Genomic DNA, 25,746 nt, shown 5'->3' on the forward strand with positions numbered 1-25,746 from the left:
AGGAGTTGGCAATGTCGGGCGGCTTTCCTGTCGATCTGATCCTGTTCGCAATGGTCGCGGCCTTCCTGGTGCTGCGCCTGCGCAGCGTGCTCGGCCGCCGTACCGGCTTCGAGCGTCCGCCGCGCGAAGGTGCGGCGCCCTACGACCCACGTGCCGCGCGCCCCGTCGGTGAGACGGACCAGCCCGAGTTGCCGCCGCCCGCCCCCGCCAGCACCACGCGCCATGTGGTGCCGGACCCGCGGACGCCGACCGGCCAGGCTTTGGCGCGCATCAAGGGCATCGATCCGTCCTTCGAGCCGCATGGTTTCCTGAACGGGGCCGAGGGCGCTTTCCGGATGGTGGTGGACGCCTTCGCCCGTGGTGACCGGGAAACGCTGCGCGCGCTGCTGGCCGATGACGTCTATGGCGGCTTCGAGGGTGCCATCACCACCCGTGAGCAGGCCGGCGAAACCCAGCGCTCCGAAGTACGCGCCATGCAGGAGGCCGGGATTGAGTCCGCCGACCTGCGCGGCACCACCGCCGATGTAACCGTGCGCTTCATCAGCGACCAGGTGAACCTGACCACGGCGAGCGATGGCAGCATCTCCGCCGGCGCCGAGGCGGTCACGGAACTGACGGATATCTGGACCTTCCAGCGCGACCTCCGCAGCGAAGACCCCACCTGGCGCCTCGTCGCCACCCGCTCCGCCTAGTTTCGGGACGCTGCCGCGGTCGTGTGGCGCGGGTTTCTCCTGGCTGGCCTGCTGGGGCTTGCCGGGTGCGCGGAGCCGGTTTCCTATCCGCGGCAGGTCGAGTTTTCGGAGCTGCCGGGGTGGACGGGGGACAGGCTGGAAGCGGCGCTACCCGCCTTCCGCGCGAGTTGCGCCGTGCTGGCGCGGCTGCCGCCGGACCGGGTGATGGGCGGCGAAGGGGAGACTGCCCGCAAGGCCGGTGATTTCGCCCGGGCCTGCGCCGCCGCCGCAGACCTGCCCGCGGATGGCGCGGCCGCCCGCCGCTTCTTCGAAAGCCACTTCCTCGCCTACGCCGTCGGCGAGGATGTGCTGACCGGCTATTACGAGCCGGAGCTGCGCGGCAGTTCAACCCGTACCGGCCCCTTCCAGACCCCGCTGCATGCCCGCCCGCCCGAACTGGTGGAGGTCGATCTCGGCAGCTTCGCCCAGGATCTGCGCGGCCGCCGCACCGCCGGCGTGGTGCGGGATGGCCGGCTGCAACCCTATCCCGACCGGGCCGCCATCGCCGGCGGGGCGCTGGCGGGGCGCGGGCTGGAACTGGCCTGGGTGGATGACCCCGCCGATGCCTTTTTCCTGCAGATCCAAGGCTCTGGCCGCGTCCGGCTGACCGATGGCCGCGTGCTGCGGCTGGGCTACGCCGCGCAGAACGGCCACCCCTACTACGCCATCGGCCGCGCCCTGGTGGAGAACGGCGCCCTGACGCGGGAGACCGTCTCGATGCAGGCGATCCGCGCCTGGCTGGCCGCCGCGCCCGCCGCGGAGGCCACAGCGCTGATGAACCGCAACCCGAGCTACGTCTTCTTCCGCCCGCTGCCGGACCTGCCGCCGGAGGCCGGGCCGCTGGGTGCCCTGGGCGCGCCGCTGACGCCCGGGCGGTCCCTCGCGGTGGATCGCACCCGCACGCCGCTCGGCGCGCCCGTCTGGGTGGCCGCGCAGGCGCCGCTACGGCGTCTGGTGGTGGCGCAGGACACCGGCGGCGCCATCCGCGGCTCCGCGCGAGCCGATCTGTTCACCGGCTGGGGCGATGCGGCCGGCGCCGAGGCGGGCGGGATGCGCGACCGCGCCGCCCTGTTCGTGCTGCTGCCGCGGTAGTTTTCTCGGCTCACAGGTCGCGGAAATTCGCCTGAAAGGCCCTCTCCCCCCTGCGGGCGGAGAGGTTTTTTTTGGCCTGCTACAATCCGGCCCGGACGATCCGGACGAGCTGCGCGACATGCTCCGGCGGTGTCACCTTCTCAATGCCGTGGCCCAGGTTGAACACGAAGGGCCGGCCGCGCATCGCCGCCAGGATCTGCCGCGCCTCGGCTTCCATCGCGTCGCCGCCGGCAATCAGTGCCAGCGGGTCCAGATTGCCCTGCAGGCCCACCGTGGCGGCAACGGCGGAGGCGGCGAAGCGGGGGTCCATGGAGGTGTCCATGGCCACCGTGTTGACGCCGGTCCGCAGCGTGTATTCGCCGATCAGCGGCCCGGCCAGGCGCGGAAAGCCGATGATAGGGATGGAGGGGTGCAGCCGCTTCAGGCTGCGGACGATGGTCGCGGTGGGCTCGATCACCCAGCGGCGGAACTGCGCCGGCGGCAACAACCCGGCCCAGCTGTCGAACAGCATCAGTGCCTCGGCCCCCGCCTCCGCCTGGGCCAGCAGGTATTCCGTGGTGGCCTCGACCAGGATGCGGATCAGCTTGCCGAACAGGGCCGGGTCGCTGAAGGCCATCTGCCGCGTGGTGGCGAAGTCCCGGCTGCCATGGCCTTCGACCATGTAGCAGGCGACCGTGAAGGGGCTGCCGGCAAAGCCGATCAGCGCGGTCTTCGGGTGCTGCGCCTCCAGCGCCGCGCGCACCCGGCGCACCGTCTCCAGGATCGGGGCCGCCCTTTCCCGCACCGCGCCCACTTCCAGAGCATTCACCGCTGCCAGGTCGCGCAACGGCTCGAGCTGCGGGCCCTCGCCCTCGGCGAAGCGGAGCGGCTGGCCCATGGCCCAGGGGACCATCAGGATGTCGGAGAACAGGATGGCGCCGTCCATGCCGTAGCGGCGGATCGGCTGCAGCGTCACCTCCGCCGCCATCTCCGGCGTGGTGCAGAGCTTGATGAAGCCGCCGGCCTGGGCGCGGATCTCGCGGTATTCGGGCAGATAGCGGCCGGCCTGGCGCATCAGCCACATCGGCGGCGGCCAGACTGCCTCCCCCGACAGGGCACGCAGCAGCGGTTTACCGGGCGCGTCCGTGGTCGTCATGCCCGCTGGCTCTGCCGTCAAACCCGCCTCCCCTGGTTCCGCCCGATGGCTCCTCTGCCTAGGGCACGGCCGTCGAAACGCCAATTCCCCAATAAGAAGAAAGAATCCTAAAGAGTCTGTGGGGGTAGTAGGGCCCTGTGCACGATGGGGATCACGGCTCGCCCGGTTTTCGTCCACAGCCCTGTCCATAGCCCGACCGGGGCGCAGAGTGCTGATTCGGCTCGGTGAATCGTCTTACCCCCGGAAACGCTCCGCAACCGCGGCGATTCATCCCGTGTGCCGGCGCCGGGACGGTTGTCCCCACTGACAGGGCGGCGCCACCCGGCGGGCCGAACTTGTCCCCAGCATCCACGGCTTTCCGCAGCCGCTTCGACGCCCTGTCATGGGGCGGCGCCATGCGGTAAGCCTGCACACTGAGGAAACCATTCGGCCCTGCCGGGCCGCCGGAGCCGGGCGCCCCATATGCCGAGCCGCACGATCAACCTGCACCTGGTCTCCGACAGCACCGGGGAGACGCTGAACTCCATTGCGCGCGCCACGCTGTCCCGTTTCGAGGACCCGCATGTCATCCACCATCGCTGGTCGCTGATCCGGTCCCGCCTGCAGCTCGACCGGGTGCTGGAGGGGATCCAGTCCGAGCCCGGCCCGGTGCTGTTCACCCTGGTCGATCGCAGCCTGCGCCTGGCGCTGGAGGAGCACTGCCAGCGCCTGCATATCGAGCACATGTCGCCGCTCGAGCCGGTGATGGAGATGCTGCAGCAGGCGATCGGCGCCCCGGCGCGCGAAAAGCGCGGCGCGCAGCATGTCATGGATGCCGATTATTTCCGCCGGATCGACGCCATGCACTATGTGCTGGCGCATGATGACGGCCAGGGCACCGCCGGCATCGCGGAGGCCGATGTCTGCATCGTCGGCGTCTCCCGCAGCAGCAAGACACCGACCTGCTTCTACCTGGCGAACCGCGGCATCAAGGCGGCCAATGTGCCGCTGGTGCCCGGCGCGCCGCTGCCGGTGGAGCTGGAGACGGCGCCCTGCCCGGTGATCGGCCTGCATATCGAGACCAATGCGCTGATCGAGATCCGCCGCCACCGGCTGAAGCTGATCGGCGCGCATGGCGTGCACCACGACGCCACGGATTACGTGGACCATGAGGCGGTGAAGGCGGAGATCCAGGCGGCCCGCCGGCTCTGCACCCGCCATGGCTGGCCGGTGATCGACGTGACCCGCCGCTCGATCGAGGAGACGGCGGCGACGGTGCTGCAATTGATGGAGGCCTGGCACGCCCGCCGCGGCGCCAGGCCGCCGGAACCGCCGCGCTCGATCGATCCGGCCTCCGGCGTGTTGGCCTGATGCGGCAGGCGGAGCAGCCGGCGCTGGTGCTGGCCAGCGCCTCGGCCACCCGCCGGGCCTTGCTGGAGGCGGCCGGGCTGCGCTTCGAGGCGATGGCCGCCGCGGTGGATGAGGCGTCGATCAAGGAAGCCGCCCAGGCGGAGGAGATCCCGCCAGCGGAGGCCGCGATCATGCTGGCCGAGGCCAAGGCCATGCGGGTGGTCCGCAAGCGGCCGGAGGCGCTGGTGATCGGCTGCGACCAGCTGCTGACCTGCACTGACGAAGCCGGGGTGCTGCGCTGGTACGACAAGCCGGCGGACCTCGCCGCTGCCCGCCGCCAGCTACTGGCGCTGCGTGGCCGGCGGCATGAGCTGGTGACCGCGACGGTGGCCTGGCGGGATGGCCAGCGCATCTGGCAGGACGTCACCACCCCGCGGCTGACGATGCGGGATTTTTCCGAGGAGTTCCTTGCGGATTACCTGGCCGCCGAAGGCGAGGCGGTGCTTTCCAGCGTCGGCGCCTATCGGCTGGAAGGGCCGGGCATCCACCTGATGGCGAAGGTGGAGGGCGCCCACAGCGCCATCCTCGGCCTGCCGCTGCTACCGCTGCTCGGTTTCCTGCGGCAGCATGGGGTTCTCGGCGCGTAGCGGTCAGTCGACCGGCAGGAAGATGAAGACCACCGCCGCCACCAGGCAGCCCATGGCCGCGAAATAGGTCCAGCGGAGTTGCTCGCCCAGGAACATCACGCTGAACACCGCGAAGACCGCGAGCGTGATCACCTCCTGCATCACCTTGAGCTGCTGCCCGGTGAAGGTGCCGTAGCCGATGCGGTTGGCGGGCACGGCGAAGCAGTATTCGAAGAAGGCGATGCCCCAGCTGGCCAGCACCGCCAGCCAGAGCGGCCAGGCCGGCTGCTTCAGATGGCCGTACCAGGCGAAGGTCATCAGCACGTTGGAGAACACCAGCAACAGCGGTGTCAGGAAATACGGGCTCGTCATGCAGGCAGGTCTTTCGCGGGCGGCACTACGGGTTGCGCGGGCGGCGGCAACCGCCGGAGCAGGAACAGCATGATCGCCATCGCCGGCAGCGCCGCCAGCGTGGTCAGCCCGAAGAACCAGGACCAGCCCAGCCCCTCCGCCAGCCAGCCGCTGCCGGCACCCAGGGTGCGCAGCGGCACGGCGGCGAGCGAGGACAGCAGCGCATATTGCGTGGCGGTGAAGTTGCGGCTGGTCAGCGCCGAGAGATAGGTGACGAAGGCGGCGTCGGCCAAGCCATCGGTGAAGTTCTCCACCCCCACCTGCAGCCACAGCATCGGCGGCGAATAACCGGCCTGGGCCAGCGCCACATACATCAGGTTGGACAGCATCTGCAGCACGCCGGTCAGCACCAGCGCCCGCGCGGTGCCGAGCCTGGCCACCACCCAGCCGCCGGCGAGCGCGCCCGCCAGGGTCATGAACAACCCGAAGACGCTGCCCACCGCCGCGACCTCGAGCCGGGAGAAGCCAAGTTCGCGGTAGAAGGGCGCGGTCATGATGCCGGCCAGCGCCTCACCCAGCTTGAACAGCGCGACGAAGCCGAGGATGGCCAGCCAGTAGCGGCGGCCCATGAAATCCACGAAGGGATCTACCACCGCCAGCTTCAGCCGCCGTGCCCAGGGCAGCACCTGTACCGGCGGCGCGGCGGGTTCCGGCCCCAGCAGCACCGCGGCGAAGCCGACGCCGATCAGCGCCGCGCAATAGGCGAAGGCGGCGGTCCAGCCGGCGAATTCGGCGATCGCCAGGGCCCCGGCATTGGCCGCCAGCAGCGCCGCGCGGTAGCCCCAGATGTAGCAGGCCAGCCCGTAGCCCTGGTTGTTTTCCTCCAGCACCTCGATGCGGTAGGCGTCCACCACGATATCCTGACTGGCCGACAGGAACGCGACCAGCACCGCCACCATCACCGTGACCTCCGCCGCGGTGGAAGGGTCGGTGAAGCCAAGGCCCAGGATGGCAGCCGCCAGCAGCGGCTGGATGGTGGCCAGCCAGCCGCGCCGCCGACCAAGCCAGCGGAAGGCCGGCGGTGCCGCATGGTCCAGCACGGGCGCCCAGAGGAATTTGAAGGCATAGGCCAGGCCGATCAGCGCCGTCAGGCCGATGGCGGTCAGCGAGATGCCGGATTCGGAAAACCACTGGCGCAGCGTGAAGGCCGTCAACGGCAGCGGCACGCCGGCGGAAAAGCCCAGCGCCAGCAGGACCAGGAAGCGCCGGTCCCTCAGCAGGGGCATCCTGGAAAGGACGCCGCGGAACGGGTTGGGCAAGCGGAACTCCTCTCTGGCCGCCACCCAGCCCGGGGAGGCTGGCAAGGTCTAGAAGGTTTTTCGCCCGCGTGGAAACGCCCGCCGGTTCAGTCCTGCAGCGCCTCGGTCAAAGCGAGGCGCGCCGCCTTCAGCCGGCCGAGCAGCCGTCCCGGCGTCACCAGCCGCAGCCCGGGCGATTCCACCCGCAGCAACAGTACCGTGCCCGGCGCCAGGTTCAGCGATTTCCGCAACTGGCCCGGCAGCGTCAGCCGTCCCTTGCGATCCAGCGTGGGTTGGCGGCCACGTTCGGCGGATTCGCCCGGCGAGATCGCAAGCTCCCCATCCTCCACCACCACCTGGAGCTTCACGCCAGGCTCCAGCCCGGTCGCTGCCCGCAACGCGGGTGTCAGCAGCACACGCCCGCGTGTGTCGAGCTGTAATCTGATAGCGCGCATCCAACCATCCGACCGTTGCGTTTGTGGAGTGTGCAGCAGAATCATCACCCAGCGCAAAGGGCGCGCGCCCCGGGCATGGGTGGCGCGCCAACTTCGCATGCCATCCTGCACGAAACCCTTTTGGGAGTGCAGCGACGACGGTGTAGCTTTCGTATTACGGTCCCGTGGCGCCCCCCGCCCGGGCCCGGCCCTGCGGCGCGTCGCGCATCTCAAGACCGGACCTCCTCCGGCGGCGCGTCGCAGGGGCCCCCCGCATCAGGCCAGCGTGATGCAGAGGGTAGCGGTGAAGCGCAGCGTCGCACCATGGATGGTCAGGTCGCCGCTGAATGGCTGCGGCTCGCCCGACTGATCCACGAAGCCCAGGCCGCCATCGGCATCGAGATGCAGCGACAGGCCCGGCTCCAGGACATTGATCGCGATGACCAGCTGCGTGAGCGAGACATCGCGCAGGGCCAGCACGTCCTGGCCTGGCTGACCGACGAATTCGGCATTGCCATCCGCCGGCGACCAGCAGGCTGCGGCCCGCGCCGGGACCGCGGATTGGGGTGCCTCGGGCGCCAATTCGGGTAACACTTCGGGTAACACTTCGGGGGCGAGGCGGGGCAATGCGTGGGTTCGGTGGGGGCCGTTGCCCTTGCCGGCCAGCCCCCAGCTCCCCCGCCCCCAGCTCCGCGCCAGATCATGCCAGCCGCGTGCCGAACGCGGGCCGCGCCAGAGGGAAGGTTTCTTGTTATCCGCGCTCATCAACCCAGTGCTCCCGCTTCTGCAACTCGCGTGAGTAAAGGCTAGGCGCGGGGCCAAAGGGCCGGCAGGCGGGGCGTAACGATCGGGCGGATAGGCAGCGCCTTGGCAGCGGGGGTTGAACGCGCGAAGGGCGGCGCCGCTGCCGGCGCCGCCCCCCGTATAATTACCAGCAGGATCAGAACTGGATCTGCAGGCGCTCCACATCGAAGAACTTCAGCGTCTCGCCGCCGATGTTCAGCTGGCCGCTGAAGCTGACCTGCTGGCCGGCCTGGTTGGTGAAGCTCACCTGCCCGGCGGAGTTCACCAGGATCTGCAGGCTCGGGTCATACAGCTGCAGCGCGGCGTTCAGCGTGTCCAGGTTCACGCCCTGCAGGATCAGCGTGTCCTGGCCACTGCCGCCATGGAACTCGTCGCTGCCGTCGCCCGGCGCCCAGATGTAGCTGTCATTGCCCTCGCCACCGAAGGCCTTGTCGGCCGCGCCGTCGCCCGCGCCGCCATCCAGCGAGTCATTGCCGGCATCGCCGAACAGCTCGTCGGAACCGTCGCCGCCATAGGCGAAGTCGTTGCCGCTGCCGAGGAAGACCTTGTCGTTGCCGGCGCCGCTGTTCACCGCGTCGTCGCCGCCGGCCGCATGGACCTCATCCTGGCCGCCGGCGGAGATGACGGTGTCATTGCCCTCGCCCGCGAAGATCTTGTCCATGCCGTCGCCGGTCTGGATGTTGTCCGCGCCGGCGGTGCCGTAGCGGTCGGTGAAATTGCCGCCCGAGACCTTTTCCAGGTCACTGCCGTCGATCGCCTTCGGTGTGCTGCTCATCGGAGCCTCCTTTTCGTTGCGTGTCCCGATGACCGAACGCTAGGCCCTGTCCGCGCCGCGCGATACGTGTCCCGTGCCTTTGGACGGCATAGGCGCAGCCGATGGCTGGTGACGTCCCAGACCGCTTGGCTGTTGCTTTTACTGCACAAGGAAGCCGCGCTGGCGCGTGTGGTGGTTCCAAGCCGGTAAAAAAAGATCCTGCGACAATTGCGGGTCTGCCGGGCTGCAGCCTTGTTGCGGCGGCCCGGCAGCAGGCGGAAACGAAAAAGGCCCCCTCCGCGATGGCGGAGGGGGCCCTGGTAGGCGATGGCCGAAAGGCCGGACGAAACGGCTTATGCCGCTTCGCTCTCGGACTTGCGGGCGTTCTTCTTGCGCTCATGCGGGTCGAGGTAGCGCTTGCGCAGGCGAACGGCGGTCGGCGTCACCTCCACCAGCTCGTCTTCCTCGATATAGGCGATGGCCTGTTCCAGGCTCATCCGGCGCGGCGGCACCAGCAGAAGCGCCTCGTCCTTGCCGGCGGCGCGGATGTTGGTGAGCTTCTTTTCCTTGATCGGGTTGACGTCCAGGTCGTTGTCCCGGCTGTGCTCGCCCAGGATCATGCCGACATAGACCTTCACGCCCGGATCGACGAACAGCGTGCCGCGCTCCTGCAGCGAGAACAGCGAATACTGGATCGCCTCGCCATCGGAGTTGGAGATCAGCGACCCGTTGCGGCGGCCCTCGATCGGGCCGGCCCAGGGCTGATAACCCGCGAAGATGCGGTTCATGATGCCGGTGCCGCGCGTGTCCGTCAGGAACTCGCCATGGTAGCCGATCAGGCCGCGCGACGGGATCAGGAAGGTCAGGCGCAGCTTGCCGCCACCCGACGGCCGCATGTCCTGCATCTGGCCCTTACGCAGGGACAGCTTCTGCACGACGACACCCGAATATTCCTCATCCACGTCGACCAGGCATTCCTCGAACGGCTCCTCGCGCTCACCCGTCTCCGGGTGCGCACGGGTCAGCACGCGCGGGCGGCCGATGGTCAGCTCGAAGCCCTCACGGCGCATCTGTTCGATCAGCACGCCGAGCTGGAGTTCGCCGCGGCCGGCCACCTCGAAGGCGTCCACTTCCTCGGAGACCTTGATGGAGATGGCGACGTTGCCCTCCGACTCCTTGAACAGGCGGTCGCGGATCTGGCGGGAGGTGACCTTCTTGCCCTCGCGGCCGCCGAGCGGGCCGTCATTGATGCGGAAGGTCATCGACAGGGTCGGCGGATCGACCGGGATGGCCGGCAGCGGCTCCATCACGGCCGGGTCGCAGATGGTGTCCGGGATGGTGCCGTTGGACAGGCCGGCGATGGCGATGATGTCGCCGGCATAGGCCGTCTCCACCACCACGCGGTCCAGCCCGCTGAAGGTCATCAGCTTGGTCAGGCGGCCGGTTTCCACCACGGACCCGTCGCGGCGCAGCACCTTCACCGGCATGTTGAGCCGGGCGGTGCCCTGCTCGACGCGGCCGGTCAGGATGCGGCCGAGGAAGTTGTCGGCCTCCAGGATCGCGGCGTTCATGGCAAACGGCAGGTTCGGGTCGAGGCCCGGCGCCGGCACATGCGACAGGATCAGGTCGAACATCGCCGACAGGTCCTTCTTCGGACCGTCCATCGTCTCATCCGCCCAGCCCTGCCGGCCGGAGGCGAACAGCATCGGGAAGTCGAGTTGGTTGTCGTCGGCGCCGAGCGCCGCGAACAGGTCGAACATCTCGCTGTGGACCTCGTCCGGACGGGCGTCCTGGCGATCCACCTTGTTGACGACCACGATCGGGCGGATGCCGCGGGCCAGCGCCTTGGTCAGCACGAACTTGGTCTGCGGCAGCACGCCCTCGGCGGCGTCCACCAGCACCACCGCGCCATCGACCATGGACAGGATACGCTCCACCTCGCCGCCGAAATCGGCGTGGCCAGGGGTGTCCACGATGTTGATCTTGACGCCCTTCCATTCCACCGCGGTGGATTTGGCAAGGATGGTGATGCCGCGCTCGCGCTCGAGGTCGTTGCGGTCCATCGCGCGTTCCGCCACCACCTGATTGGTGCGGAAGGCGCCGGCCTGCTTCAGAAGATTGTCGACGAGGGTCGTCTTGCCGTGGTCGACGTGTGCGATGATCGCGACGTTGCGAATGTCCATGGTTTCGTCCGGGTTCCGGCCATAAGAGTTTCAGCGAGCGATCCCGAGGAACCGCGTCGCGCCGACCCCCGCCGCCCCGGGCATGACCGTCACGGGACGGTCATCCAGGCACTTCGCTGGGCCATTGGCTTTGATGCGGCGCACACATAAGGCGACGGACGCCAAAAAGCGAGCGGGAACCGCATCGGGCCGGCCCGGGGCAGCCCCGTCCGGAGGGCAGGGCTGCCGCGCATGGCGCCATGCGTCCGGGCGGTCGGCGCTACATGCGCCCGGGGGCGGGCATCGGGCCAGGCTGGAACATCGGCGCAGGCGCGGGCCCCAGCGTGCGGGGCGCGGTGCCGGCGCCGGTGCCGCCTCCGGTCGAAGGGGCCATCGGCATGCTGCGGCCGGTCGCCGTGTCATTCGTCATCGGCGCTGTCCCTGGCGCCGCCATCGGGGAAGGGGCGCGGAGCTGCGCCATCGCCTGGTCGATATGGCGGTTCACCGCGCTGCGGTCGCGCCGGCCCAGCGCTTCCCGCGCCGAGGAAATCTCCGACACCGCCCCGCGGTCCATCGGCGTACCGGCCTGGCTCGGCATGACCGAGCGGGTGAGCAGGCGGGTTTCGGCCTGCTCGAGGTTCTCCCGCGCCTGTTGCGTGCGGCCGGCGGAAACCGCCTCCCGCGCCTGGCGCAGGAAATTCTCGGCGGCGGCGGTGTCCATGCTCGATTGGCTGCTGCCCATCGGCGCCTGGGACATCGGCGCCTGGGACATCGGGGCTTGCGACATCGGGGCTTGCGACATCGGGGCCTGGCGCAGCGGCTCGGTCATCTGCGCCTCGGCGGTCGCGGCCCAGGGCAGGATCAGCGCACTGGCCAGGATCAGGGCGGGTTGAAGTCGCATGCTGAACCTCCTTCATGGGCCGGAAGCGGCCCTCGGCTGTTCAACGCGGCCCGGCGCGCCCGGGTTCCGGGGCGCGCAACGTCCTGTTCCCGCGGAAGTTCCGGCCGGTTCAGCCGGCGACCAGCGCCTTCAGATCAGCCTGCGGACGGGCGCCGAAATGGCTGATCGCCTCGGCCGCGGCGACCGAGCCCCAGCGGCCGCATTCCGCCAGCGCCTTGCCCTGCGCCAGCGCCGCCAGGAAGCCGGCGGCATAGGCATCGCCGGCGCCGGTGGTGTCCACCACCTGCGTCGGCACCGCCGCCACCTGCCACTGCTCGGCGCCGGCCACCACCAGGCTGCCATGCTCCGACCGGGTGATGGCGGCCAGTGATACCTCCTGCCGCACCCGCGCCACGGCGGTGTCCAGGTCGTCCGTCTCGTACAGGGACAGGATCTCGGACTCGTTGGCGAACAGGATGTCGGTCTCGTTCCTGACGAATTCCTGGAAGGCGGCGCGGTGGCGGCCGACGCAGAACGGGTCCGACAGCGTCAGCGCGATCTTCCGACCGGCCGCGTGCGCAGCGCGGGAGGCCTTGAAGAAGGCGGCCTTGGCCTCGGGCGGGTCGAACAGGTAGCCCTCGAGGTAGGTGACGGCGGCCGATGCCACCTCCGCCTCGTCCACATCATCCGGCCCGAAGGCGACACAGGCGCCGAGGAAGGTGTTCATGGTGCGCTGGCCATCCGGCGTCACCAGGATCAGGCAGCGCGCGGTCGGTGCGCCGCCGGATAGTGGCGCGGTGGGGAAGCGCACGCCGGCGGCGCGGATGTCATGCGCGAATACCTTGCCCAGTTCATCCGCCGCGACCTTGCCGAGGAAGCCGACGCGGGCGCCGAGCGCCGCGGCGACGGCGCAGGTATTGGCGCCCGACCCGCCGCTGCCTTCGACGCCCGGACCCATCGCGGCGTAGATCCGCTCCGCCGCCGCCGTATCGATCAGCGCCATGCTGCCCTTGGTCATGGATTGCGCGGCCAGGAAGCCATCCTCGGCGCGGGCCAGCACGTCGACGATGGCATTGCCAATGCCGAGCAGGTCGAGGGTGGGCCCATCGGAGTTGGACGGGGCGGCGTTGGTCATCTGCGGTGCGGCCTTCTGCGAATGCGCCGGAAACTGCCGGAAGGGCGGCGCGCAGGCTAGTCCCGGCCGCATGAAGCGGGCCTGAAGGCCAGTTGATTAGCGTGGCGCTTTCCCCGGCCGCGGCGCCGGGCCATGTCCCGGAACATGTTGCAGAACCTGCTGCTGGCGATGCGCCAGCTTCCCGACCCCGCCTTCCGGCGGCCCCTGTTCTTCGGCGCGCTGGGGGCGCTGGCCGGGCTGGCGGGCCTCGCCTGGCTGTCCGCCTGGGGCCTGGGCGCGGTGGCGGGCGGCGATGGCTGGCTCGCCGCCGCCGCCGCAGCGGCCGGGGTGGTGCTGGTGGCGGTGGCCGCCTGGTGGCTGTTCATCCCGCTGCTGCTGGCGGTCGCCGGGCTGTTCCTGGATGGGGTGGCGGAGGCGGTGGAACGCCGGCACTACCCCAGCCTGCCGCCGCCGCAGGGGGCGAGCACCGCGGTGCAGGCCTGGGGGGCGGCGGTGATGGCGGCCAAGCTGGTCGGCCTCACCCTGGTGCTGCTGCCGCTGTCGCTTTTGCTGCCAGTGGTGGGCGTGGTGATCCTGTGGGCGGTGGCCGCCATCTTCCTGGGCGAGGGGCTGTTCGAGGGGGTTGCCCTGCGCCGCATGGGCCGTGCGGCCGCCGATGCGCTGCGCCGCCGGCGTCGCTTCGCCATCTGGGGCCTGGGCGCCGCGCTGGCGCTGCTGGCCGCGGTGCCGCTGCTGAACCTGCTGGTTCCGGTGCTCGGCACCGCCGCAATGACCCACCTGTTGCACAGATCGGCATGATCGCCGTTCCCAGCCGGAACTTTCCGGTTGGTCTTTCCGGTGGATGAGTTGCGGAGATTTGCAGAAGCGGCGCGGCGCGGCGTTGTCTGAACGCGGTGGAGCGTGTTAGCCGGTGCATCCGTACGGTGCGCAGGCAGCGCGCCCGCCGGACCATCTGGCGCCTGTTGCGCCCGGCCGCGATGCTGCCGCGGGACACCGTTGAAGGGGGACGATGATGAATGTCTTCGGCCGTCGCCGGGAAGAAAAGCCGGCCGAGCCCAGCCCCGACCCGCAATCGACCACCGTTCCGACCTCTCGCGACCCCGATCTGGGCGCGCCAAACCGACCCACCAGGGATGCCTCCACCATGAGCCTCGCCCCGAAGCCGCCCACTCCCACCATGCCGACCGGCCCGACGCCGTCCCCCGGCACCGCCATTCCGCCGCGTCCGCCCCAGATGGGTGCGCAGATGGGCGGGCAGATGGGGGGCCAGCAGCCCGGTGGCGCGCCGACCATGCCGACGCCCCGTCCGCAGGCGCCGGATCGCCGCACCCTGGTGGTCGGCCGCGGCATCAGCCTGCAGGGCACGGTGGCCGATGCCGAGCGCCTGGTGGTCGAGGGCACCGTCGAGAGCCAGATGATCCAGGCGACCGAGCTGTCGATCAGCCAGACCGGCGTGTTCAAGGGCGAGGTCCAGGTCGAGGACGCCGAGATCGCCGGCACCTTCGACGGCACGTTGACGGCGCGCGGCCAGCTGGTCATCCGCGGCACCGGCCGCGTCATCGGCACCGCCCGCTGCCGCCGCCTGATGGTCGAGGATGGTGGCCAGATCTCCGGTAAGATGGAGATGCTGGGCGACGCGCAGGTGGCCCCCGGCCCGGCGCCGCGCGCCTACGCCGAAGGCTGATGCAGACCCGCGGCACCGCTTGGGTGTCGCGGGGCCGCTCGCCGCGACCTTGGGGGATGGCGGTCGCGGCGATACGCCGCCCGCAGGTCCTCCGTCCGGTCATGTTCATGGTCCTGCTGCTGGGGGTGGCCTGCGCCCAGCCGGATCCGTCGGATCCCGTGGTGGTATTGCGGGAGGCCCTCGCCTCCCACCAGGCCAGCCTCGCCGGCATCGCCCCCCGCACGGCGGCGGCCGGCGGCGAAGGCTCCGTAGCCCCATCCGTCGCCCCATTGGGCGCTCCCGCCCCCACCGCGCCGGCCCGGCCGCGATCGGGCGCCGGGGAGGCTGGAAGGGCCGAGGCTGGCGGATCGCCCACCATGGCGGGGCAGTTCGTCGGCCACGCGCCCGGCACGGTCATCGCCTGGCTCGGCGAACCCCGCTTGCGGCGGGAGGAGGGCAATGCCGAGATCTGGCATTACCAGGGACCGCAATGCCATCTGGACCTGTTCTTCTACCGGGACGACGTGCCGGGCGCGGGGCTGCGCGTGGCCTTCGCCGCCGCGCGCGCCATCGGCACCGCTCGGCGCGGCGAGGCTGCCTGCCTGCGCGACATCGCCCGCGGCGCCGGCGGCCCGGCGGTCCCCGCCGCCCTGCCGGAGGAACTGCCGGCGGCGGAGCCTGGGCCGGAGCCGGTGGCGGGCGCCTGACCCTACAGGTAGCGGCCGCGCTCCAGGATCTCGAGCGTGTAGTCCCGGTAGCTCATGCCCAGTTCCTCCGCCCGCGCCAGGCGGCGCAGCACGATCTCCCGCCCCGGGCTGCGCCAGGCGCGACGATGCGCGCGCCGCCAGCAATGCAGGCGGTAGCCTTCATCTGGATCCGGATCCTCCAGCGGCGGTCCGCCATTATGGCCGAGCGGAGTGGTCATCGCGGCTGCCTCTCGCGGGGAAGGCCGAAACTATGATAGACGAAAATCCACCATGCAAGACGATCTGATCCCCGACGAGGCCGGCCAGCGCCTGGCCGCGCGCCTGCGGGCGGAACGGGAGGCGCGTGGCTGGTCGATCGCGACCCTGGCAGAACGCTCCGGCGTCTCCCGCGCCATGATCAGCAAGGTGGAGCGGGCCGAGGCGAGCCCGACCGCCGCCCTGCTCGGCCGCCTTTCCGGCCCCTTCGGCCTGACGCTGTCGGCGCTGCTGGCGCGGGCGGAGGCGTTGGCGCCGGGCGGGGTGGTGGCGCGGGCGGCGGGGCAGGCGCTGTGGCGCGACCCGGGCACCGGCTATCTGCGCCGGCTGCTGTCGCCGCCCGGTGCCAATCCGGAACTGGTGCGGGTTGAATTGCCGCCGGGCGCCGTGGTGCCCTACCCGGCCGAAAGCTACGCGCTGCTCGCCGGCCAGTGCATCTGGCTGCAGGAAGGCGAGTTGCTGTTCCATGAGGGGGAGCGGACCCATCGCCTGGCGCCAGGCGATTGCCTGGCGCTCGGCCCGCCGGCGGATTGCCGCTACGAGAATCCCTCCGCCGCGCAACCCTGCCTCTATCTCGTGGCGGTGGCGCGACGGTGACGGCTTGCGCAGGATGGGCGCCGATCCCTCAAGGTGCCTGACCGGATGACTCCTCCCCCATGACCCATTGGCTGGACGCCTTCGTGCCGGTTTTCGGCCTGCTGGCCCTGGGCGCGCTGCTGCGCCGGAAACTGCTGCGCGACGACACGATCTGGGCGGGGATCGAGAAGCTGGTCTTCTGGGTGCTGCTGCCCAGCCTGATCGTGACGGCCCTGGCCAATATGCGGCTGGCGGATCTGCCGGTGGGCGGGCTGGCCGGGTCCATCTGGGGTGCGCTGCTGGCCGGCACCGGGATTTCGCTGCTGCTGGCGCGCGGGTTGGGGGCGGGGCATCCGGCCATGACCTCCATCCTGCAGGGCGGCATCCGCTTCAACAACCTGATGGGCTTCGCCATTGCGGGGGCCATCTGGGGGCCGCCGGGCATCGCGCTGTGCGCCATCTGCACCGGGCTGATCGTGCCGATGGTGCAGACCATCACCACCCTGGCTTTTGCTTTCGGCGGCGAGGGCCGGGTGCTGCCCGCGCGGCTGGCGCGCCAGGTGTTGCTGAACCCGCTGATCATCGCCTGCGCGCTGGGCTTCCTGCTATCCGTGCTGGGCGGACTGCCGCCGGGGCTGAGTCCCACGGTGCGGGTGCTCGGCCAGGCCTCGGTCGCGCTCGGGCTGCTCTGCGTGGGTGCGGCGCTGACCCTGAAGGGGCTGGGCGACCGGCCGCTGGCGCAGGCAGCGACGGCGGTGCTGAAGCTGGGCGTGGTGCCGCTGATCACCTTCGGCCTGGCCAGCGCCCTGGGGCTGGGGCCGCTGCCCACCGCCATCGTGGTGATGCTGATGGCGCTGCCCACGGCGGCGACCAGCTATGTGATGGCGCGCGCCATGGGCGGCGATGCGCCGCTGATGGCGGCGATCACCACCAGCGAGCATGTCGTCTCCATCCTGACCCTGCCGATCTGGATCTGGTTCCTCAGCGGCCGGATGTAGCAGGGGCTACATTCGTGGAAGGGTCGGTTACCTGCGCGGCAGGAAGCCGACAATCTCCTCCGCCCGGGCGCAGATCGGCGCGGCGATCGCCTCCGCCCGGTCGGCGCCGAGGCGAAGCTGGGCGTCGAGCGTCGTCGGGTCGTCCAGCAGCCGGGACATTTCCTTCCGGATCGGGTCCAGATGCGCGACCAGGGCGGCGACCAGCACCTCCTTGAACGCACCGAAGCCCTTGCCCTCATGCTCCCGCAGCACGTTCTCCGGCAGGGTGCCGGTGATGGCTGCCAGGATGCCGACCAGGTTGCGCGCCTCCGGCCGGTTCTCCAGACCCGAGGCATGGCCGGGCAGCGGCTCGGCATCCGTGCGGGCCTTGCGGATCTTCTGGGCGATGGCGTCGTGGTCATCCGTCAGGTTGATGCGCGACTGGTCGGAGGGGTCCGACTTGCTCATCTTCTTCGTGCCGTCGCGCAGCGACATGACGCGGGCGGCAACGCCCTGGATCAGCGGCTCGATCTTCGGGAAGAAATCCACCTCGTAGTCGTGGTTGAACTTCTGGGCGATGTCGTTGGCCAGCTCCAGGTGCTGGCGCTGGTCGTCGCCGACCGGCACCTGGGTCGCGTGGTAGGTCAGGATGTCGGCAGCCATCAGGTTCGGATAGACATACAGGCCGCTGGACGCGGCCTCCCGGTCCTTGCCGGCCTTATCCTTGAACTGGGTCATCCGGTTCAGCCAGCCAAGGCGGGCGACGCAGTTGAAGATCCAGGCCAGCCGCGTATGGGCATGGACGTGGGATTGCAGGAACAGGGTGCAGCGCTTCGGGTCCAGGCCGCAGGCGATCAGCGCCGCCGCCATCTCCCGCGTCTGCCGCGCCAGCTCCTTCGGGTCCTGCCAGACGGTTATGGCGTGCAGGTCCACCACGCAGAAGATGCTCTCATGCGTGTCCTGCATCGGCACCCAGTTGCGGATGGCGCCGAGGTAGTTGCCGAGGGTGGGCACGCCGGAGGGCTGGATGCCGGAGAACACGCGGGTCATCTGGGGATACTCTGCTTGGGCGGGGAACGGTTGTGCCGCCTATGCGGCGCACGTCAAGCCGTCAGCCGCCTATGCGGCGCACGTCAAGCCGTGACCGGATGCGCGCGGCTTCAACCCTGGCCCGGCGCGGTGGCGCGTGGTAGCCCGCGGCAGCCGATCTTCGCATGAGCGGGAACCCCGATGTCCGACCAGAACGCGCCTTCCTCCCCGATCCCGAACGGCCAGCCGGCACCGCCGCTGCAGCTCAACATCCAGTACACCAAGGATCTGTCCTTCGAAGTGCCGGGCGCGCCCGAGATCTATGTGACGCTGCGCGAGCAGCCGCGGGTGGACCTGGCGCTGGACGTGCAGGCCCGCCCGGTGGAGCAGGGCCAGAACGTCTTCGAGGTGTCGCTGCAGATCCGCGCCGACGCCAAGGTGGGCGACACCCCCTGCTTCATCGCGGAACTGGTCTATTGCGGCGTCTTCACCATCAATGTGGAGCAGCAGCATCTGGAGCCGATCCTGCTGGTGGAATGCCCGCGCCTGCTGTTCCCCTTTGCCCGCAACATCCTGGCCGACATCACCCGTGACGGCGGCTTCCCGCCGGTGATGCTGGCGCCGATCGACTTCGTCGCGCTGTGGCAGAGCCGCCGCGGTCCCGGTGCCCAGGGTGTCCAGGGCGCGGCGCAGCCGCCGGTCGGGATCGCCTGAAGCCCCCTCGCGCCGCGCCGCGCGAGGGTTTCGCGCGGCGCCTGTCCACCTCCGGTCGCTGGCGCGACGCGCTGACGAGGCGGGTCGCGGGGCCGGGCTTCTGGCGCGCGCTCGCCACCGCCTTCGGGCTGGGCGCCGTGACGGCGCTCGCCTTGCCGCCGGTGCATCTGGTGCCGGTGCTGCTGCTGACGCTGCCCGGCCTGTTCATCATGGTGACAGCCGCGCCCAGCGCGCGGCGCGCCGCCCTGATCGGGCTGGCCTGGGGCTGGGGCTTCCATGTCGCTGGCCTGCACTGGCTGACGAATGCCATCCTGACCGAGGCGGAACGCTTCTGGTGGCTGGTGCCGATCGCGGTGCCGGCGCTGGCGCTGCCGCTGGGCGCCTTCACCATCCTGCCGGCCCTCGCGACCCGCTGGGTCAGGCCGGGCTTGCCGCAGGGCCTGGCCTTCGCCGCCGCCTGGCTGGCGGCGGAGCTGCTGCGCGGCGTCGTCTTCACCGGCTTTCCCTGGAACCTGCTCGGCACCGTCTGGGCCTTCGCCAGCCTGCCGATCCAGGCGGCCGCCTGGGTTGGCGTGCACGGCCTGTCGCTGGCCACCGTGCTGCTGGCCCTGGCGCCGCTGGCCGGACGGCGCGGCTGGATCGGCGGCGGCGCGGCCCTGCTGGTCTTCGCCGGCATCGGCCTGGGCCGGTTGTGGCCGGCCGAGCCGGAGCCCGAGCCGGTCACCATGGTCCTGGTCCAGGGCAATGTGGCGCAGGAGGCGAAGTGGCGGGAGGATACCCGCCTGCCGATCTTCCAGCGCTACGTCGATCTATCCGCCGGCGGCGTCCGCACCGCGCTCCAGGAGGCACCGGGCAACCGCATCGTCGTGGTCTGGCCGGAAACCGCCAGCCCGTTCCTGCTGGCCAGCGACCCGCGCGCCGCCGAAATGGCCACCGCACCCCTGCCGCCCGGCGCCCTGCTGCTGGCCGGCAGTGTGCGGGCGGAATTCGGCGCCGATGGCCGCGCCACGCAGGTCTGGAACAGTCTGGTGGCGCTGGACGCCCAGGGGGCGGTGCTGGATGCCTATGACAAGGCGCATCTGGTGCCGTTTGGCGAATACACGCCGCTGCGCGGCCTGCTGCCGATCCGCATCGTCGTCTCGGCGCTGGACTTCACCGCGGGGCCGGGGCTGCGCAGCGTGCGCCTGCCGGGCCTGCCGGCCTTTGGCGGGCTGATCTGCTACGAGGTGATCTTCCCCGGCGCGGTGACGCCGGCAGACCGGCCGGGCTTCCTGCTGAACATCACCAATGATGCCTGGTTCGGCATCTCGGCCGGGCCGCACCAGCATCTGGCTGCCGCCCGCCTGCGTGCGGTGGAGGAAGGACTGCCACTGGTGCGCGCCGCGCAGACCGGCATCTCCGCCGTCTTCGACGCGCGCGGCCGCGTGGTGGCGCGGATGGGGCTGGCCGAGACCGGCGTGGTGGTGGCGCCCCTGCCGCGCGCGGCGTCCGCGACGCCCTTCGCACATCTAGGATTGTGGATCCCGATCGGATTGCTCGTCCTGGTATCAGTCGTTGCGATTACGTCATCGAATTGGCGAGTCACCTCCGGAGGCGAGAAGCTGTCTCCATGAACCGACGCAGCCGGGGGTATGAAAGCATTATTGAGATTTCTCAAAAGAGTTGACAATTCATGACCGGCCGGATACGCCTTGCCGCGGCCGCTGGGCGGGCGCGTTCCAGCCCCTGCATCGGCTCCGCCCAGGCCAGGATGGCCCCCTGAACGGGTGGACATGAACTTCCCTGGACTGGAGTGCGCGCGTTGGCCATCCCGAGCGAAGAGGTTGTCGAACGAGCGGAACGGGAGCATCGGCCGAGCCCGATCGATGTCCACGTCGGCAGCCGCGTGCGCCTGCGCCGTACCCTCCTCGGCATGAGCCAGGAGAAGCTGGGCGAGGCCTTGGGCCTTACCTTCCAACAGGTTCAGAAGTATGAGCGTGGCGCGAACCGCATCGGCGCAAGCCGGCTGTTCGACATTTCGCGCGTGCTGGATGTGCCGATCGGCTTCTTCTTCGACGACATGCCGCCCGAGATGGGTGGCAACCAGGGCAACCGCCGCTTCGGTGGATTCCAGGAACAGCAGGACGGTTTCGAGGACGACACGCTGCATCGGCGGGAGACGCTGGAGCTGGTCCGCGCCTATTACCGCATCACCGATGCCTCCGTCCGCAAGCGGGTTTTCGAGCTGATCAAGAGCCTTACCCCCACGGACTGAATTAACCCTCACTGCAACTGGGGGTTGTCGAAGATGGGTTGGCGATAGCGCCGCAGCGCCGCCGCCAGTGCCTCGCCCAGATCGCGTTTCTCGGCGTCTGAGAGAAAGCACCCAACCTCCACGTGCCGGCCCCGCTGCACCAGGCTGAGCCGCGCAACGCCACCGGCCACCTCCTCCAGCGCCACCTTGGTCCAATAGGGCTGCAGCACCGCCTCCCGCACCCCGCCGCGGCCATTGGCGGTGACCACCTGCAACTGGTTCTCCGTCAGCCGCACCACCTCCCGCGCCCGTGCGCTCCAGCGCCGGTGCAGCGCCACCAGCCCCAGCACCAGCGCGACCTCGACGCCCAGGAAGCCGAGCACCGGCCAAGCGCCGAGCACCAGGAACAGTCCGCCCGGTATCGCCGCGCCGACCGCCGAGAACAGGCAGAGCAGCCGCATGCCGCCGGCGGACAGGCTCTGCGACGGCGTGCTGATCGCTTCGAACAGGATCGGTTCGGCGGTGGCTGACATTGTCATTCACTATGGGGTAGGGCTGGCATTCCGCCATGTCCGAAATTACGAAACCTGCCGCGGCCGCCCGCGCCACTAAGCCAGCACGCCCGCCCCGCAAGGCGCGCCCGATGAACCGCGCCCAGGCGGAAGCCTTCCTGCGCGCGCTCGCCGCCGCCAACCCGGCGCCGGAGACCGAGCTCCACTTCCGCGATGCCTATACGCTGCTCGTCGCCGTGGCACTTTCCGCGCAGACCACCGATGTCGCGGTGAACAAGGCCACCGCCACCCTGTTCGAGGCCGCGGCCACCCCGGCCGCCATGGTCGCGCTGGGGGTGGAGGGCGTCTCGCCGCATATCCGCCGGATCGGGCTGTGGCAGGGCAAGGCGCGCAACGTGGTCGCGCTGTCGCAGCTTCTGCTGGACCGGCATGGCGGCGAGGTGCCGAATGACCGCGCCGCGCTGGAGGCGCTGCCCGGCGTCGGCCGCAAGACCGCCAATGTCGTGCTCAACGTCGCCTTCGGGCAGGAGACGATGGCGGTCGATACGCACATCTTCCGGCTCGGCAACCGCACCGGCCTGGCGCCCGGCAAGACCCCGCGGCAGGTGGAGGACAGCTTGGTGAAGCGCTGCCCGCCCGACATGCTGCGGGACGCGCATCACTGGCTGATCCTGCATGGCCGCTACATCTGCAAGGCACGCGCCCCGGAATGCTGGCGCTGCCCCGCACTGGCCTTCTGCAACTACCCGGCCAAGGTCCTGGCCCCGCCAGCCAAGTAGCTGGAGCCGTTTCGTCGGAAGCGACGGCGGTGAAGCGGCTCCAGCTACCTGTCTTCAGGCATTTCCCGGTTCGCCTTGCGAAGCTGCAAGGCCGTGGAATGCCCTACCGTTCGACATCCTCGATCGACAGGCCGAAGGAGGCCACGCCCTCGGCCAGCAGGTCGCCGAAATTGTCCATGCCGAGCAGCACCTCGGCGGCATCCTCGCCATTGTCGCGCTCGCCGGCCTGGGCGATGGCCTCGTCCCATTCCTCGGCGGTGAAATCGCCGCGGCCGACCAGGGCGAGCGCGATCAGGGCCGCCTGCTCATCCTCGTTCAGGGCCAGGATGGCGGCGCGCAGGCTGTCCTCGTCGAACTCGTCCTCTGCCTCCCCGGTATCCGGGTCGCTCTCCGCCTCGGCGTCGAGGTCCACCACATCGGTGCCCTGCACCGCCCTCGCGTGGTCCACCAGCGTGGCCACCACCTCCAGGCTGATGCCCAGATCGAGATCGTCTTCCGATGGCTCCGCCATGGGGCCGCCCCTTTTCGTCACGTCGCGTTGAATGTGGATTAGAACGTCCGGGCCGGCCGGGTTCCAGGGCCGGCCCGTCAAAAAATGTCTCAGCCATTCACCCAGTCGGGTGCCATGCCGGGATTCACGAAACGCCGGTCCTTCGGCAGCGCCGCGATCACCGCCAGATCATCCGCATCCAGCTTCAGATCAAGCGCCGCCAGATTCTCCGCCTGCCGCGCCGGGCTGGCCGCCTTGGGCACCATGGCCACGCCGGGCTGCGCCAGCAGCCAGGCCAGCGCCACCTGGGCGGCGGAAGCGCCATGCTTGCGGGCGATGTCCTGCAGGGCCGGCTCGTTCGGGGCGTTGCCCTTGCCGAGCGGCGAGTAGGCGGTCAGCGCCATGCCATTGGCGCGGCAGATGCCGAGCAGCTTCGACTGGTCCAGCAGCGCATGGCACTCCACCTGCAGGCAGGCGAGGCTCACCCCCTGGTCGCCCCCTTGGTCAATCGCCCGCTGCAGCAGCTTCGGCGGGAAGTTGGAGACGCCGATCGCCTTGGCGCGCCCCTCCGCCCGGATCGCGGCGAGGCCCGCCAGCGCATCCGGCAGATCCAGCTCCGGGCTCGGCCAATGGATCAGCAGCAGGTCCACATAGGGCGTCGCCAGGCGCTTCAGGCTGGCATCGAAGGCGCTGCGGATCGCCGCGCCATTCGTCTTGTCATTCCAGATCTTGGTGGTGAGGAAGATCTCCCCGCGCGGCACGCCAGATGCCGCGAGGCCGGCGCCAACAGCCTCCTCATTGCCGTACATCTCCGCGGTGTCGATGTGGCGGTAGCCGAGCGAAAGGGCGGATTGCACCGCGGCGCTGCATTCCGTCCCCTTCATAGGCCAGGTGCCCAGGCCCAGGCGGGGCATGCGGATGTTCGGCGTCTCGATGACGGGCATCGCCATGCGGGCTCTCCTCAGCGCTTCGAAAGATCGACGAAACCGGCCAGCCCGGCTTCCGTGCCGAAGGCCAGCCGGGTGCCCGTGGCGTTCCAGGCCAGGCTGGTGATGGCGGAGCCGCGCGGCGGCGCCACCGGCACCACCTTGCCGCTCGCCACCTCGGCCATCAGCACCAGCCCGTCGCCGAAGCCGGCGGCGACCACTTCGTGCTGGGGATGGCAGGCGACGGCGCTGCACAGCACCTCGTCCCCGCCGGCGAGTTCGGTCGGCGCCTTGCCCATCGGGCCGCCGCCGAAGAAGGGCCACAGCACCACGGATTCCGCACCACTGGTCGCCAGCCAGCGGCCGCGGCTGGTGAAGGCGATGGAATGCGTCTTGCCGGGGTAGCCGGACATCCGCATGTGCTGGCCATCCGCCAGCCGCCAGCCATGCAGCGCGGTTTCCTGCATAGCGGTGACCACATGGGTGCCGTCCGGGCTGAAGGCGATGGCGTGGTGGCTGCCCTTCCACTCCAGCACCTTGGGCTTGTCCTCCTTCGCCGCGACGAACCACAGCGAGGCGCCGCCATAATGGCTGGCGGCCAGGCGCTTGCCCTTGGCATCGAAGGCCAGCCCACCGACGGAGGAGGGATGTGGCAGGGATTTCAGCACCTTGCCCGTGCCATCCAGCACATGCGCCAATTTGCCGACGGAGGCCGCGCGGATGCCCGATTCATGCGCCGCGACGTGGTCCACCCACTTGCTGCCGAATTTCGCGACCTCGGTCACCGTACCATCCGGCGCGGTATGCACCAGGCGGCCATCATCGCCGCCGGTCAGGAAGCCGCCCTTGGCATCGGCGCAGGCCGACAAGATGGCACCGTCATGCGCCTCGGCCGTGATGTCGCCGATCCGCACCGTCCCATCCGCCAGCGCGAAGCCGAGCACGCCGGCGCGGTCGAAGATGGCGGCCACCACCCAGCCGCCGAGTTCCTGCGTCGTGCCGCGCTGCGCCAGCAGGAAATCGGCCTCCGTGACACCAGCCATCAGGCCGGCACCTGGCACGCCTCGAAGCCGCGGCGCAGTTGCGGGCGGTTCAGGTCGCGGCCGATGAAGACGATCTTCGAGCGGCGCGGGTCGCCGTCCTTCCAGTTCCCGATGTAGTCGCCATCAGCAATCATGTGCACCGCCTGGAAGGCAAAGCGCCGGTCGTCATTGGCGTATGACAAAATGCCCTTGGTGCGCAGCAGGTCCTGGCCCTTCTTCTGCAGCAGGTCGCTGATCCAGGCGTTGAACTTCTCCGGGTCCAGCGGGCGGCTGGCCTCGAAGGACAGGCTCATCACCGCGTCGTCATGGGTGTGGTCGTCCTCGCCGGAGAGGAATTCCGGGTCCCGCTCCAGGATGCGTTCCAGGTTGAAGGCATCGCGGCCGATCACGGCCTCGATCGGCACGTCGGATTTCGTGGCGCGGCGGATCTCGGCATAGGGGTTGATGCCGCGGATGCGGCGCTCCACCGCATCGGCTTCCTCGGGCGTCACCAGGTCGATCTTGTTCAGCACGATGATGTCGGCGAAGGCGATCTGTTCCTGCGCTTCCTTGCTGTCATCGAGGCGCGCGAACAGGTGCTTGGCGTCCACCACGGTGACGATGGCATCCAGCTTCGTGGCGCGCTTCACATCCTCATCGGCGAAGAAGGTCTGTGCCACCGGGGCGGGGTCGGCCAGGCCGGTGGTCTCGACGATGATGCCGTCGAACTTGCCCTTGCGCTTCATCAGCCCGCCGATGATGCGGATCAGATCGCCGCGGACGGTGCAGCAGATGCAGCCGTTGTTCATCTCGAAGACTTCCTCGTCGGCATCGACGACGAGGTCGTTGTCCACCCCAAGCTCCCCGAACTCGTTGATCACCACGGCGAATTTCTTGCCGTGGTTCTCCGAAAGGATGCGGTTGAGCAGAGTGGTCTTGCCGGCGCCGAGGTAGCCGGTGAGCACGGTGACGGGAACGGGGGTATCGGCCATCGGGGCGGTCTCCGGGATCGGTTTGGGCGCATATATGGGATTGCGCCGCCCGGCTACCCGTGCGGCGCATGCAACCCTGCGATCCCGGGGGCCCCATGCGGCCCGGAGGGCCGAGCGGCCGCCGCGGCTTATACGTCGCG

29 protein-coding genes are annotated in these 25,746 nt (G+C 70.0%); 13 read left to right on the forward strand and 16 right to left on the reverse strand.

The features are described 5' to 3' along the window. Positions 1-11: 11 nt before the first annotated feature. Both HB662_RS12270 and mltA read left to right on the forward strand, forming a co-directional pair. Positions 12-692, forward strand: a complete 681-nt coding sequence (locus HB662_RS12270) for a Tim44/TimA family putative adaptor protein (protein WP_168049985.1) — start codon at positions 12-14, stop codon at positions 690-692. Between the two features lie 21 nt (positions 693-713). Beyond that, positions 714-1,823, forward strand: a complete 1,110-nt coding sequence (mltA, locus tag HB662_RS12275; RefSeq protein ID WP_168049986.1) for an MltA domain-containing protein — start codon at positions 714-716, stop codon at positions 1,821-1,823. Between the two features lie 79 nt (positions 1,824-1,902). Here mltA and hemE read toward each other — a convergent pair whose 3' ends face one another. Further along, positions 1,903-2,958: a uroporphyrinogen decarboxylase gene (hemE, locus tag HB662_RS12280; RefSeq protein WP_168049987.1), complete on the reverse strand. Its 1,056-nt coding sequence runs from the start codon at positions 2,956-2,958 to the stop codon at positions 1,903-1,905. 462 nt (positions 2,959-3,420) lie between these two features. Here hemE and HB662_RS12285 point away from each other — a divergent pair, with 462 nt between their 5' ends. Together HB662_RS12285 and HB662_RS12290 are read left to right on the forward strand one after the other, a co-directional pair. Further along, positions 3,421-4,308 carry a pyruvate, water dikinase regulatory protein gene (locus tag HB662_RS12285; RefSeq protein WP_168049988.1) on the forward strand — a complete coding sequence of 296 codons (888 nt, stop codon included), beginning with the start codon at positions 3,421-3,423 and terminating at the stop codon, positions 4,306-4,308. Next, entirely contained in the window at positions 4,308-4,934 is a 627-nt protein-coding gene (locus tag HB662_RS12290) for a Maf family protein (protein WP_168049989.1), read from the forward strand. Before HB662_RS12285 ends, HB662_RS12290 begins: the two co-directional genes overlap by 1 nt. 3 nt (positions 4,935-4,937) lie before the next feature. Here HB662_RS12290 and HB662_RS12295 read toward each other — a convergent pair whose 3' ends face one another. The 8 genes from HB662_RS12295 to HB662_RS12330 all read right to left on the reverse strand — a co-directional run bounded on the left by HB662_RS12295 (position 4,938) and on the right by HB662_RS12330 (position 12,731). Then, the gene (locus HB662_RS12295; RefSeq protein WP_168049990.1) at positions 4,938-5,285 is read right to left on the reverse strand and encodes a DMT family protein; all 348 of its coding nucleotides are present in this window, start codon (positions 5,283-5,285) and stop codon (positions 4,938-4,940) included. Further along, complete coding sequence (locus tag HB662_RS12300) at positions 5,282-6,550, reverse strand: AmpG family muropeptide MFS transporter (RefSeq protein ID WP_168049991.1); 1,269 nt, start codon at positions 6,548-6,550, stop codon at positions 5,282-5,284. Before HB662_RS12300 ends, HB662_RS12295 begins: the two co-directional genes overlap by 4 nt. A 119-nt stretch (positions 6,551-6,669) precedes the next feature. Then, positions 6,670-7,017 (reverse strand): AbrB/MazE/SpoVT family DNA-binding domain-containing protein, encoded by a 348-nt coding sequence (locus HB662_RS12305; protein WP_168049992.1) that lies wholly within the window; start codon positions 7,015-7,017, stop codon positions 6,670-6,672. Positions 7,018-7,272: 255 nt separating this feature from the next. Then, a complete protein-coding gene (locus HB662_RS12310; protein ID WP_168049993.1) occupies positions 7,273-7,590 on the reverse strand; it encodes a hypothetical protein in 318 nt (105 codons plus the stop codon). 346 nt (positions 7,591-7,936) lie between these two features. Next, positions 7,937-8,575, reverse strand: a complete 639-nt coding sequence (locus HB662_RS29710; protein WP_168049994.1) for a calcium-binding protein — start codon at positions 8,573-8,575, stop codon at positions 7,937-7,939. A gap of 332 nt (positions 8,576-8,907) precedes the next feature. After that, positions 8,908-10,737 carry a translational GTPase TypA gene (gene typA, locus HB662_RS12320; RefSeq protein WP_168049995.1) on the reverse strand — a complete coding sequence of 610 codons (1,830 nt, stop codon included), beginning with the start codon at positions 10,735-10,737 and terminating at the stop codon, positions 8,908-8,910. A 259-nt stretch (positions 10,738-10,996) separates the two neighbouring features. Then, positions 10,997-11,617 carry a hypothetical protein gene (locus HB662_RS12325; protein ID WP_168049996.1) on the reverse strand — a complete coding sequence of 207 codons (621 nt, stop codon included), beginning with the start codon at positions 11,615-11,617 and terminating at the stop codon, positions 10,997-10,999. Positions 11,618-11,726: 109 nt separating this feature from the next. Continuing rightward, entirely contained in the window at positions 11,727-12,731 is a 1,005-nt protein-coding gene (locus HB662_RS12330) for an adenosine kinase (RefSeq protein WP_168049997.1), read from the reverse strand. Between the two features lie 132 nt (positions 12,732-12,863). Between HB662_RS12330 and HB662_RS12335 the strand changes: the two genes are divergently transcribed. The 3 genes from HB662_RS12335 to HB662_RS12345 all read left to right on the forward strand — a co-directional run bounded on the left by HB662_RS12335 (position 12,864) and on the right by HB662_RS12345 (position 15,101). Beyond that, positions 12,864-13,529: an EI24 domain-containing protein gene (locus tag HB662_RS12335; RefSeq protein ID WP_168049998.1), complete on the forward strand. Its 666-nt coding sequence runs from the start codon at positions 12,864-12,866 to the stop codon at positions 13,527-13,529. A 346-nt stretch (positions 13,530-13,875) separates the two neighbouring features. Next, positions 13,876-14,415 carry a bactofilin family protein gene (locus HB662_RS12340; RefSeq protein WP_245185587.1) on the forward strand — a complete coding sequence of 180 codons (540 nt, stop codon included), beginning with the start codon at positions 13,876-13,878 and terminating at the stop codon, positions 14,413-14,415. Positions 14,416-14,516: 101 nt separating this feature from the next. After that, positions 14,517-15,101: a hypothetical protein gene (locus HB662_RS12345; protein WP_168049999.1), complete on the forward strand. Its 585-nt coding sequence runs from the start codon at positions 14,517-14,519 to the stop codon at positions 15,099-15,101. A gap of 2 nt (positions 15,102-15,103) precedes the next feature. Here HB662_RS12345 and HB662_RS12350 read toward each other — a convergent pair whose 3' ends face one another. Beyond that, positions 15,104-15,319, reverse strand: a complete 216-nt coding sequence (locus tag HB662_RS12350) for a hypothetical protein (RefSeq protein ID WP_168050000.1) — start codon at positions 15,317-15,319, stop codon at positions 15,104-15,106. Between the two features lie 52 nt (positions 15,320-15,371). On the opposite strand from HB662_RS12350, the gene HB662_RS12355 reads away from it, so the two are divergent. Then, entirely contained in the window at positions 15,372-15,953 is a 582-nt protein-coding gene (locus HB662_RS12355) for a helix-turn-helix domain-containing protein (protein WP_168050001.1), read from the forward strand. A gap of 59 nt (positions 15,954-16,012) precedes the next feature. Further along, entirely contained in the window at positions 16,013-16,930 is a 918-nt protein-coding gene (locus HB662_RS12360; RefSeq protein ID WP_168050002.1) for an AEC family transporter, read from the forward strand. A gap of 27 nt (positions 16,931-16,957) precedes the next feature. Here the strand turns inward: HB662_RS12360 and trpS are convergent, their stop codons facing one another. After that, on the reverse strand, positions 16,958-17,959 hold the full coding sequence (gene trpS / locus HB662_RS12365) for a tryptophan--tRNA ligase (protein ID WP_168050003.1): 1,002 nt from the start codon (positions 17,957-17,959) through the stop codon (positions 16,958-16,960). Between the two features lie 180 nt (positions 17,960-18,139). Here trpS and secB point away from each other — a divergent pair, with 180 nt between their 5' ends. From secB to HB662_RS12380, 3 genes are all read left to right on the forward strand, one after another. Further along, positions 18,140-18,652: a protein-export chaperone SecB gene (gene secB / locus HB662_RS12370; protein ID WP_168050004.1), complete on the forward strand. Its 513-nt coding sequence runs from the start codon at positions 18,140-18,142 to the stop codon at positions 18,650-18,652. 137 nt (positions 18,653-18,789) lie between these two features. Continuing rightward, positions 18,790-20,265: an apolipoprotein N-acyltransferase gene (gene lnt, locus HB662_RS12375; RefSeq protein WP_342449498.1), complete on the forward strand. Its 1,476-nt coding sequence runs from the start codon at positions 18,790-18,792 to the stop codon at positions 20,263-20,265. Between the two features lie 194 nt (positions 20,266-20,459). Beyond that, positions 20,460-20,906 carry a helix-turn-helix domain-containing protein gene (locus tag HB662_RS12380; RefSeq protein WP_168050108.1) on the forward strand — a complete coding sequence of 149 codons (447 nt, stop codon included), beginning with the start codon at positions 20,460-20,462 and terminating at the stop codon, positions 20,904-20,906. Between the two features lie 8 nt (positions 20,907-20,914). On the opposite strand, the gene HB662_RS12385 is transcribed toward HB662_RS12380, so the two are convergent. Further along, the gene (locus tag HB662_RS12385) at positions 20,915-21,418 is read right to left on the reverse strand and encodes a DUF2244 domain-containing protein (RefSeq protein WP_168050005.1); all 504 of its coding nucleotides are present in this window, start codon (positions 21,416-21,418) and stop codon (positions 20,915-20,917) included. 110 nt (positions 21,419-21,528) lie between these two features. On the opposite strand from HB662_RS12385, the gene nth reads away from it, so the two are divergent. Further along, complete coding sequence (nth, locus tag HB662_RS12390; protein ID WP_168050006.1) at positions 21,529-22,176, forward strand: endonuclease III; 648 nt, start codon at positions 21,529-21,531, stop codon at positions 22,174-22,176. A 103-nt stretch (positions 22,177-22,279) separates the two neighbouring features. On the opposite strand, the gene HB662_RS12395 is transcribed toward nth, so the two are convergent. The 4 genes from HB662_RS12395 to HB662_RS12410 form a co-directional block, all read right to left on the reverse strand. Beyond that, positions 22,280-22,687 carry a DUF3775 domain-containing protein gene (locus HB662_RS12395; RefSeq protein ID WP_168050007.1) on the reverse strand — a complete coding sequence of 136 codons (408 nt, stop codon included), beginning with the start codon at positions 22,685-22,687 and terminating at the stop codon, positions 22,280-22,282. Between the two features lie 89 nt (positions 22,688-22,776). After that, a complete protein-coding gene (locus HB662_RS12400; RefSeq protein ID WP_245185588.1) occupies positions 22,777-23,616 on the reverse strand; it encodes an aldo/keto reductase in 840 nt (279 codons plus the stop codon). 11 nt (positions 23,617-23,627) lie between these two features. Next, the gene (locus HB662_RS12405; RefSeq protein ID WP_168050008.1) at positions 23,628-24,635 is read right to left on the reverse strand and encodes a WD40 repeat domain-containing protein; all 1,008 of its coding nucleotides are present in this window, start codon (positions 24,633-24,635) and stop codon (positions 23,628-23,630) included. Beyond that, positions 24,635-25,606, reverse strand: coding sequence for a CobW family GTP-binding protein (locus HB662_RS12410; RefSeq protein ID WP_168050009.1), 972 nt, complete (start codon positions 25,604-25,606; stop codon positions 24,635-24,637). The genes HB662_RS12405 and HB662_RS12410 overlap by 1 nt, the downstream gene beginning before the upstream one ends. Positions 25,607-25,746 lie beyond the last annotated feature (140 nt).

Source organism: Falsiroseomonas frigidaquae, from assembly GCF_012163145.1.
Lineage (GTDB): Bacteria > Pseudomonadota > Alphaproteobacteria > Acetobacterales > Acetobacteraceae > Falsiroseomonas > Falsiroseomonas frigidaquae.

What these genes read in the sequence shown, in the direction of transcription:
- HB662_RS12270 (WP_168049985.1), top strand. Translation starts at nt 12, where the DNA reads ATGTCGGGCGGCTTTCCTGTCGATCTGATCCTGTTCGCAATGGTCGCG.
- hemE (WP_168049987.1), bottom strand. Translation starts at nt 2,958, where the DNA reads ATGACGACCACGGACGCGCCCGGTAAACCGCTGCTGCGTGCCCTGTCG.
- HB662_RS12285 (WP_168049988.1), top strand. Translation starts at nt 3,421, where the DNA reads ATGCCGAGCCGCACGATCAACCTGCACCTGGTCTCCGACAGCACCGGG.
- HB662_RS12290 (WP_168049989.1), top strand. Translation starts at nt 4,308, where the DNA reads ATGCGGCAGGCGGAGCAGCCGGCGCTGGTGCTGGCCAGCGCCTCGGCC.
- HB662_RS12295 (WP_168049990.1), bottom strand. Translation starts at nt 5,285, where the DNA reads ATGACGAGCCCGTATTTCCTGACACCGCTGTTGCTGGTGTTCTCCAAC.
- HB662_RS12300 (WP_168049991.1), bottom strand. Translation starts at nt 6,550, where the DNA reads ATGCCCCTGCTGAGGGACCGGCGCTTCCTGGTCCTGCTGGCGCTGGGC.
- HB662_RS12305 (WP_168049992.1), bottom strand. Translation starts at nt 7,017, where the DNA reads ATGCGCGCTATCAGATTACAGCTCGACACACGCGGGCGTGTGCTGCTG.
- HB662_RS29710 (WP_168049994.1), bottom strand. Translation starts at nt 8,575, where the DNA reads ATGAGCAGCACACCGAAGGCGATCGACGGCAGTGACCTGGAAAAGGTC.
- typA (WP_168049995.1), bottom strand. Translation starts at nt 10,737, where the DNA reads ATGGACATTCGCAACGTCGCGATCATCGCACACGTCGACCACGGCAAG.
- HB662_RS12325 (WP_168049996.1), bottom strand. Translation starts at nt 11,617, where the DNA reads ATGCGACTTCAACCCGCCCTGATCCTGGCCAGTGCGCTGATCCTGCCC.
- HB662_RS12330 (WP_168049997.1), bottom strand. Translation starts at nt 12,731, where the DNA reads ATGACCAACGCCGCCCCGTCCAACTCCGATGGGCCCACCCTCGACCTG.
- HB662_RS12335 (WP_168049998.1), top strand. Translation starts at nt 12,864, where the DNA reads ATGTCCCGGAACATGTTGCAGAACCTGCTGCTGGCGATGCGCCAGCTT.
- HB662_RS12340 (WP_245185587.1), top strand. Translation starts at nt 13,876, where the DNA reads ATGAGCCTCGCCCCGAAGCCGCCCACTCCCACCATGCCGACCGGCCCG.
- HB662_RS12345 (WP_168049999.1), top strand. Translation starts at nt 14,517, where the DNA reads ATGTTCATGGTCCTGCTGCTGGGGGTGGCCTGCGCCCAGCCGGATCCG.
- HB662_RS12350 (WP_168050000.1), bottom strand. Translation starts at nt 15,319, where the DNA reads ATGACCACTCCGCTCGGCCATAATGGCGGACCGCCGCTGGAGGATCCG.
- HB662_RS12355 (WP_168050001.1), top strand. Translation starts at nt 15,372, where the DNA reads ATGCAAGACGATCTGATCCCCGACGAGGCCGGCCAGCGCCTGGCCGCG.
- HB662_RS12360 (WP_168050002.1), top strand. Translation starts at nt 16,013, where the DNA reads ATGACCCATTGGCTGGACGCCTTCGTGCCGGTTTTCGGCCTGCTGGCC.
- trpS (WP_168050003.1), bottom strand. Translation starts at nt 17,959, where the DNA reads ATGACCCGCGTGTTCTCCGGCATCCAGCCCTCCGGCGTGCCCACCCTC.
- secB (WP_168050004.1), top strand. Translation starts at nt 18,140, where the DNA reads ATGTCCGACCAGAACGCGCCTTCCTCCCCGATCCCGAACGGCCAGCCG.
- HB662_RS12385 (WP_168050005.1), bottom strand. Translation starts at nt 21,418, where the DNA reads ATGTCAGCCACCGCCGAACCGATCCTGTTCGAAGCGATCAGCACGCCG.
- nth (WP_168050006.1), top strand. Translation starts at nt 21,529, where the DNA reads ATGAACCGCGCCCAGGCGGAAGCCTTCCTGCGCGCGCTCGCCGCCGCC.
- HB662_RS12395 (WP_168050007.1), bottom strand. Translation starts at nt 22,687, where the DNA reads ATGGCGGAGCCATCGGAAGACGATCTCGATCTGGGCATCAGCCTGGAG.
- HB662_RS12400 (WP_245185588.1), bottom strand. Translation starts at nt 23,616, where the DNA reads ATGGCGATGCCCGTCATCGAGACGCCGAACATCCGCATGCCCCGCCTG.
- HB662_RS12405 (WP_168050008.1), bottom strand. Translation starts at nt 24,635, where the DNA reads ATGGCTGGTGTCACGGAGGCCGATTTCCTGCTGGCGCAGCGCGGCACG.
- HB662_RS12410 (WP_168050009.1), bottom strand. Translation starts at nt 25,606, where the DNA reads ATGGCCGATACCCCCGTTCCCGTCACCGTGCTCACCGGCTACCTCGGC.